Source organism: Chryseobacterium salviniae (assembly GCF_035819015.1).
GTDB classification, from domain to species: Bacteria; Bacteroidota; Bacteroidia; order Flavobacteriales; family Weeksellaceae; genus Chryseobacterium; species Chryseobacterium salviniae.
The window spans coordinates 69576-77229 of record NZ_JAYLAA010000026.1; the positions used below are offsets into that span (position 1 = coordinate 69576).

The 7654-nt window shown below is 37.3% G+C and carries 6 protein-coding genes and 3 tRNA genes; 5 read left to right on the top strand and 4 right to left on the bottom strand.

Going from position 1 to position 7654, the window contains the following annotated elements; translation table 11 throughout:
• Window positions 1–93: 93 nt before the first annotated feature.
• Both SOP96_RS07350 and SOP96_RS07355 read left to right on the top strand, forming a co-directional pair.
• On the top strand, window positions 94–894 hold the full coding sequence (locus SOP96_RS07350; RefSeq protein ID WP_326320338.1) for an FkbM family methyltransferase: 801 nt from the start codon (window positions 94–96) through the stop codon (window positions 892–894).
• Entirely contained in the window at window positions 891–2369 is a 1479-nt protein-coding gene (locus SOP96_RS07355) for a lipopolysaccharide biosynthesis protein (RefSeq protein WP_326320339.1), read from the top strand. The genes SOP96_RS07350 and SOP96_RS07355 overlap by 4 nt, the downstream gene beginning before the upstream one ends.
• Here the strand turns inward: SOP96_RS07355 and SOP96_RS07360 are convergent.
• The 4 genes from SOP96_RS07360 to SOP96_RS07375 all read right to left on the bottom strand — a co-directional run bounded on the left by SOP96_RS07360 (window position 2362) and on the right by SOP96_RS07375 (window position 6958).
• The gene (locus SOP96_RS07360; RefSeq protein ID WP_326320340.1) at window positions 2362–3417 is read right to left on the bottom strand and encodes a hypothetical protein; all 1056 of its coding nucleotides are present in this window, start codon (window positions 3415–3417) and stop codon (window positions 2362–2364) included. The genes SOP96_RS07355 and SOP96_RS07360 overlap by 8 nt on opposite strands.
• 67 nt (window positions 3418–3484) lie before the next feature.
• A complete protein-coding gene (locus SOP96_RS07365; protein WP_326320341.1) occupies window positions 3485–4339 on the bottom strand; it encodes a glycosyltransferase family 2 protein in 855 nt (284 codons plus the stop codon).
• 87 nt (window positions 4340–4426) lie between these two features.
• Window positions 4427–5827 (bottom strand): aspartate ammonia-lyase, encoded by a 1401-nt coding sequence (gene aspA, locus SOP96_RS07370; RefSeq protein ID WP_326320342.1) that lies wholly within the window; start codon window positions 5825–5827, stop codon window positions 4427–4429.
• 105 nt (window positions 5828–5932) lie between these two features.
• Window positions 5933–6958 (bottom strand): N-acetylmuramoyl-L-alanine amidase, encoded by a 1026-nt coding sequence (locus tag SOP96_RS07375; protein ID WP_326320343.1) that lies wholly within the window; start codon window positions 6956–6958, stop codon window positions 5933–5935.
• Window positions 6959–7096: 138 nt separating this feature from the next.
• Between SOP96_RS07375 and SOP96_RS07380 the strand changes: the two genes are divergently transcribed.
• The 3 genes from SOP96_RS07380 to SOP96_RS07390 all read left to right on the top strand — a co-directional run bounded on the left by SOP96_RS07380 (window position 7097) and on the right by SOP96_RS07390 (window position 7394).
• A tRNA-Ser gene (locus SOP96_RS07380) sits at window positions 7097–7181 on the top strand.
• Window positions 7182–7200: 19 nt separating this feature from the next.
• Window positions 7201–7275: transfer RNA gene (locus SOP96_RS07385), tRNA-Pro, on the top strand.
• 45 nt (window positions 7276–7320) lie between these two features.
• A tRNA-Arg gene (locus SOP96_RS07390) sits at window positions 7321–7394 on the top strand.
• Window positions 7395–7654: the final 260 nt, after the last annotated feature.

Here is a 7654-nt window from a genome sequence, read left to right on the forward strand (position 1 = left end):
TTTTAATTACTGAAAAACAGACACTTATAATTTGGCTGTTTTAACATTAATTTAACATTTTTATGTATATTTGCTATTGTCAAAAGCAAAAGCATGTCTCTATACCAAAGAATTGCTGAAAATCTGCAATATATCAGTCCTGGTTTTTACAAGAAAAGATTTTTTAAAAGTTTAAATAATCTTAACAAAGATAATTTCTCATCAAGAAATGTAGAACCGGAATTGGTTTGGATTAAAGAATTTCTCAATAAAAAAGCCGTTATTTTGGATATTGGCGCCAATGTAGGTACATTTTTATATCAGCTCGAAAATAAGCTCGACCATGAGCAGATCTATGCTTTTGAACCCAACAAAAAACTATACAGAAGGCTTAAAAGGCTTTTTCCGGGAATGCACGTTTTCCCGCTGGCTCTTTCGGATGAAAATACAACAGCAGAGTTTAAAGTTCCCGTCATCAATGGTAGAACTATTGCTTCCAGAGGCACACTCAATACTTCCTACAAAGAAAAAGGCGAAGAGAAAAGCTACACTGAAAAGGTAAAAGTAATACGCCTGGACGACTGGGCTGCCATAGAAAGTTTCCACAGGCTGGATTTCATTAAAATTGATGTGGAAGGCAATGAAATGAAAACACTGTACGGAGCCCGTGAAGTGATCTGTAAATTTCTGCCCGTACTGATGGTGGAAATGGAACAACGACACCATGATACCCCGATATGGGAGGAAATCTCGGAGGTTGAATCCTGGGGCTACAACGCACACTATCTGGACAGGACTACTTTTGAACCGGAAAAATTAACGGAAGAAATTTTACTAAAAAATATAAGCGACGAAAAAAATAAAAAAGAATACATCAACAACATCATCTTCATCCCTAAAAGTCAGCCAAAATGAGTGTAGTTGCAAGACAGGGGTTTAAGTATTCTATTATTGGCTATATAGGTTTCCTGCTGGGCACCGTTTCCGCAATTTTTATTTTCCCTAATGATTTTGAGTTTTACGGCAAACTGAGATACAGCATGCAGACCGCAGAAATGCTGGTTCCTTTTGTGGTTTTCGGGATTTCGTATGCGAATGTGAAATTTTTTCACAGTGTGCAGCAAGACGGGAAAAACCAGAATATGCTCACCCTCTCATTAATTACAATTTTTATTAATTTTCTGATTTTTTGCGGAATATTTTTTATACTTCCTTATTTTTATCCCCAGTTTTTAAAAACCCAGGCATGGAATATCAAAGGAATTATCCTTCCGTTGATTTTGGTTTTGTCGCTGTGTGCGATATTCAATAAATACACCTCTAACTATAAAAGGATTGTTGTTTCCAATATTTTTGACAACCTTTTTCCTAAAATTGCCAACCTTGGCGCATTCTGCCTTTTTTTTTACTTTGCATTTTCGCAGGAAACAGCACTTGCATTTTTTTTCGGAATTTTTGCATTGATGCTCTTCGGTTATATTTATTATACGAATAAGCTGGAAAAAATCAATTTTGATTTCAGTACCGATTATTTTAAAAAAGACGGCTTCTGGAAGGAGTTCATGAACTACAGTTTTTTTGGTTTCTTAGGGACTTTCGGGAATTATCTTGCGATCAACAGCTTTATGATCGGAGAATATATGGGAATGGAGGAAAACGGGATTTATTCTACATTGTATGCATTGATTTCCCTCATTTCTATTCCGCAGCTGGGATTGTTTAATATTTCAGCCCCGATCATCAGCAAAAATCTTGCAGACGGCGATATGGAAGGGCTGGATAAATTTCATAAGAAAACTTCACTTACGCTCTATTTTTTAGGCGCCGTTTTATTCTCGTGCATTATGGTCGGATTTCCTTACCTGACGTATTTTATGCCTAAAAACGGAATGCTGCTGAGGGAGTACGAACCGGTAGTCTGGATCTGGGGATCGGCGGTTTTAATTGATCTCGCCACAGGCTTCAACGGAAACATTATTTCACTTTCAAAATATTATAAATTCAATATTCTGGTAATGCTTTTGCTTGCCGGGCTTACGATTTTTTTAAATTTATATTTCCTGAAAAATACGGATCTGAAACTGATTGGTATTGCGCTGTCAACAGCGATCTCGCTGATTACTTACAATGTTGTGAAAATTGTATTCAATTATTTTGTATTCAAGGTTTCACCGCTTTCCATAGAGATGATTTTTGTTTCCATTATCTGTACTCTGGCGATTACCGTGGCGATTGTACTTCCCAATTTCAGCAATAATTTCATCAATCTGATTTATAAACCTTTTGTTGTATTGCTTTTGATTTTTATAGGAAATTATTTCACAAAGGTTTTCCCGATTGAAGATTATGTAAACAGGGATTTTATTAAAAGTATCTTTAAATTCAAGTAGAAATAAGATTGTTCAGGAGATTTTCGAGTTTTTGCTTTACTGTTTTTTTGCTGTAATTTTTCTGAAAATCGAATTTGAGATCTTTAAGTTCATCAAACTGCTGAATAAGATCGGGCTGTTCCGGGATAATAAAATCCAGCGAAGACTGATAATTCTGCGGAAACACGGCAAGCTTTCCGAATTTTATGGCATCTCCGATATTTCCTGTCATTTTCGTTTTGCCGTAAATTTCTTTTTGGCTGAAAAATTCGGTTTCCTGCCGGATCGGACACCACAAAACGTCTGCTTTCCGCATCCAGTTTTCAAAATCCTTATGGGAAACTCTCTCCGAAAAATAGGTAATGGTAACGTGCTTTAAAGAACGTTCAATATCAGCAAGCTGTTTCAGTTCAGCATGATCAGCTTTGCCCAAAAACACAAATTCTATAGGTTTTTTATGAATATCCGAATGTTCTATTTTTTTTATCTCCGAAAATATTTTGTTATAATCTCTTCTCTTCTGGCTTACTCCTCCCGGAATAACAACAGTAAGGATTTTATTCTGAATTTTTTCTGAATATTTCGTATAAAAAATCGGTAAAAATGTAAAGCGTTCGGAAACCAATGTTTCATCCAACAACAAGAGGCTTTTTGCTTTCTGGTAAATTTTTGAGGAGTCCAGCAAGCCTTCCTTCCACAAAAGTTTTAAACGGTAAATGATATCTTTTTTAAATATGCTTTTGAAAAGACTGAAATTTGAGGCATTAATAAAATTGATATTGTGAATAATTACGGTCGTGTTATACTTTTCGGCAATAGCGGAAAATGTACTGAAATACCGATGAGCAGTTCCGATAATAATAAGATCATACTTTTTGAAGGTCAGCTGATCCAGAATCATGGAACTGTCTGAAAGGTGTATGGTTTCACTGCTTTCAGTAATGTGATCTTTAATTTTTTTTGAAAAATAATAATCTACCGAAAAAGAGCTTCCTCCAGCCATAACATCCATGAAAGACTGTGCAATTTCTGCATGGGTATCAATTTCTATGTAAGCGATTTTTTTCAAGTTTTAAATTTAAAGATAAAAATCTTTTCTTGTTTATTTCTTAAAGGTAAATATCAGGTACTGTAAATTACATTTTCAGCCATTTTCTTTTGAGCATTTCCCAACGCTGGCGGTTGATTACTTTACGCTCATCTTCAGAAATTTTTAATTCTAATTGACTACGGCGGCAGTTTTCATAAGAGTTAATGATTTTAAAAAAGAAAGAAACGGATTTGCTTTTCATGGCTTCTTTACCGGATGCTATATAAGCCAGAAACCTGTTTAACCCCAAAAAATAAAAATATTTACCATAATATTCCGCAGGTTTTATAGTGTAATCTGCCCCTTTTACTTTAATTAAAAGAACATGAAGTTCCGGAATAACAACTTCTTTCCACCCAAGATTCTGAAGAAGGATCGCATCAATATTATCCCAGCCCAGTGTTTCCCTGATACCTTTCATCTGCACGAAACACTCTTTGCGGTAAGCTTTTACCGGCCCGCGCACATGATGTTTATTGGAATTTCCTTCATACACCCAGCTTCCGTTTTTTTCAATGTATAAAAGTCCGCCAACAAGTCCATACTTAGGATTGTTACGAAACGTTTCCTCAACTTTTTCAAGATAATCTTCAGGAAATATAACATCAGAATCAAATTTACAGATGATACCAAAACTGTTTAAATCCTGAGTTTCCAGCCCTTTTTTAAAAGCATGAACAACCTTTGAACCTGGCTGATGCAACGACTTCTGCAAATTCACCGTTTCAAACCTTAGATCCTGATTTGTGTATTTGCTGACTACTTCAGCAGTTCTGTCGGTAGAACCATCGTTTACAATCACAGCTTTAAAATCCTTAAAGCTTTGCTGCTGTAAAGAATCCAGCGTAAACGGAAGATTATGTTCTTCATTATGTGCGGGAATTATGATTAAAAACCTCACTTTTTAGTCTATAAATGATGAATGATAAGTGATAAATGATTGATAAAATTTAGAATCAAATCCATTAATCAACGTAACAGCTATTGTTTATTTATTATGCGGTTTCAGCATATTTCTGGGATCAAGAATTTCATCCAGTTTTTCCTGGGAAAGAATTCCTTTCTCCAATACCAGATTGTAAACACTTTTCCCTGTTTCCAGCGCTTCTTTTGCAATTTCCGTAGAATGCTTGTAGCCGATGTACGGATTCAGCGCGGTTACAATTCCGATGCTGTGTTTTACCATGTATAAGCACACTTCACGGTTTGCCGTAATTCCGACAACACATTTTTCACGAAGGGTATCCAAAGCATTGCAAAGAAAATGAATGTTTTCCATAATGGCGTGCGAAAGTACAGGTTCCATCACATTAAGCTGCAATTGCCCTGCTTCTGCGGCGAAAGTAACGGTAAGATCGTTTCCGAAAACTTTAAAGCACACCTGGTTCACGACTTCCGGAATTACGGGATTCACCTTCCCAGGCATAATAGAAGATCCCGGCTGCATCGGCGGAAGATTGATTTCAAAAAGCCCAGCTCTCGGCCCCGAAGAAAGAAGCCTCAAATCGTTGCAAATTTTTGAAAGCTTCACGGCAAGCCGTTTCATGGCCGACGAATAGATAACATACGATCCGGTGTCGGGTGTTGCCTCTACCAGGTCGGGTGCTGAAACTACAGGAAATCCTGAAATCTGAGCCAGGTTTTTTGCACATAGTGTGGCATAACCAACAGGAGCATTCAGTCCCGTTCCGATAGCAGTGGCTCCCATGTTCACTTCTACAAAGAGATTTGCATTGTTATTTAATTTTGAAATATCTTCCTCTAAAGTTGCGGCGAAAGCTTCAAATTCCTGTCCCAGTGTCATCGGAACAGCATCCTGAAGCTGTGTTCTTCCCATTTTAATGACATCATGAAATTCTTTTCCTTTTTCCCTGAATGCTTCTACAATTTTTTCGAGCTTTTCAACGAGAATTGCATTCATCTGCAACAATCCCATTTTAATTGCTGTCGGATATGCATCATTGGTAGATTGTGAAAGATTGACATGATCATTTGGTGAACAAAATTGATATTCCCCTTTATTTTTTCCCAGTTTTTCCAACACTCTGTTGGCAATAACTTCATTGGCGTTCATATTGATAGAAGTCCCCGCTCCGCCCTGGATCATATCTACCGGAAACTGTTCGTGCAGCTCGCCATTGATAATTTCATCACAGACTTCAGCGATACTGAAATACAATGACTCATCAAGAAGCCCAAGTTCATAATTAGTTTTTGCAGCCGCTTTTTTTACGTAAGCCAACCCTCTGATAAACTGGGGATAGGAAGACAGAAGCTGTCCTGAAATTTTAAAATTATTAATGGCTCTCTGCGTCTGTACTCCATAATAAGCATTGATAGGAACATTTAATTCGCCCAGCAGATCGCTTTCCTTTCTGAAATTTTCCATAATGTTTAGATTAATGTAACAGTTTAGCAATGTATCAATTTAATAAAGAAGTTGTAAAATCTTTAAAATCTAAATATATCACACTGATAAAATACATTATTATATTTATTTTACTGGATATTTTAGGATAAGAGCCTGTAATATGGCATATGTTTCAGGGTCCAGAATTCCGTCATAATTCTGCGGTCTGAAATGATACTGAAAGGCTTCGATAGTTTTTTTGGTTGCGTCGTCCCATTTTCCGCTGAGATCCAGGGCGTAACCGAATTTCTGCAATTGTGTCTGAACATTAAAAATAAATGCCGGATCATTATATTGCAACTGAAAATCCGTAGAAACAGCAAGATCATAAAAACTTTGTTTGGCAGCCTCATCGTACCACATCCCGATCTGATATTCATCATACAGTCTCTTCCACGGAAACAAAGGACCCGGGTCCTGTTTTCTTGTTGGCGCAATATCGGAATGTGCTAAAATATTTGTTGCAGGAATCTGGTATCTGGTAGCGATGTCTTTTACCAAAGCAGCCACTTTTTTTATCTGTGCTTCGTCAAACGGAGCGAATATTCTTTTTCCGGAAGCATCGGTTGTGTAACCGGTATTTACGATTTCAATCCCGATTGAAGTATCATTAAGGTTTTTATCGGCTCTCCATGCACTTACTCCGGCATGATAAGCACGCTTATTCTCATCCACAAGCTGGTAGATTTCGTTGTCTCCCGTATTATTAACCAGGTAATGTGCACTTACTGCCTGCTGGGTAAGAACCGTAATAGATTTGTCATCCGGTAATGCGGTGTAATGCAGAATAAGATATTTTTGTCTGAAATTCTGCGCAATGGCTGGAAAATAGTCTTTTACAATTTTATAGCCGGCCGGTTTTGCAGAAACAATAGACCCATAACTTGCGGTATTGTCATTATTTGCAGCATTGGCAATATTGGTTGTAAAAAAGTCTACGCCATGTTCCGTAGAAACCTTTGGTTTTGTCTTTTCAGCGGTGGTTTTAGAGACTGTTTTTGGCTGTACAGAAGGGGTTCTGGGGATGTACTGCCTTTTTTTTGCATTCTGCTGAGAAGTACAGGAAAAAACGACTGTGCTTAATCCGATGATATATAATGTTTTACGCATTTGCTTATTTTTTTTGAGCGTTTATCAGCTCAAAAATACGGAAATATTTCTTGAAAAATATTTGGTAAATAAAGAAATCTATTCTATATTTGCACTCGCAATAAAGGAACAACGATCATTAAAAAACAAAGATAAACAGGAGGGTTGCCGGAGTGGTTAACGGAGCAGTTTGCTAAACTGTCGACGCGAAAGTGTCGCAAGGGTTCGAATCCCTTACCCTCCGCTTTTCTATATATCTTTTTCGGGGCGTAGCGTAGTCCGGTCATCGCGCCTGGTTTGGGACCAGGAGGTCGCAGGTTCGAATCCTGCCGCCCCGACTTTTTTAATGCTTAAGAATCATTAAGCAAGAATCAACTTTTAATGGGTGCGTAGCTCAGCTGGATAGAGCATCTGCCTTCTAAGCAGACGGTCAAAGGTTCGAATCCTTTCGCGCTCACAGAAACCTCATAGCTTTGTTATGAGGTTTTTCTATTTTCATTTAAGAAAATTATAGCATTGATTACTTAAAAAAGCTTCGTCGTCAATTTTTATTTTGAAGCTTTCACTTCATCAAATTGTATTTTTATAATTTTTAATGAGCAATCTCAAGACGTCTAAGCAGGCATTTTATTTATTTGAAGGTTTTTCCACTTTTTCCACTTGTTTTTTCCATTTTCGTGGGGGGGGGGRAGCCGCCCCCCCCCMMACAKGAAAAAA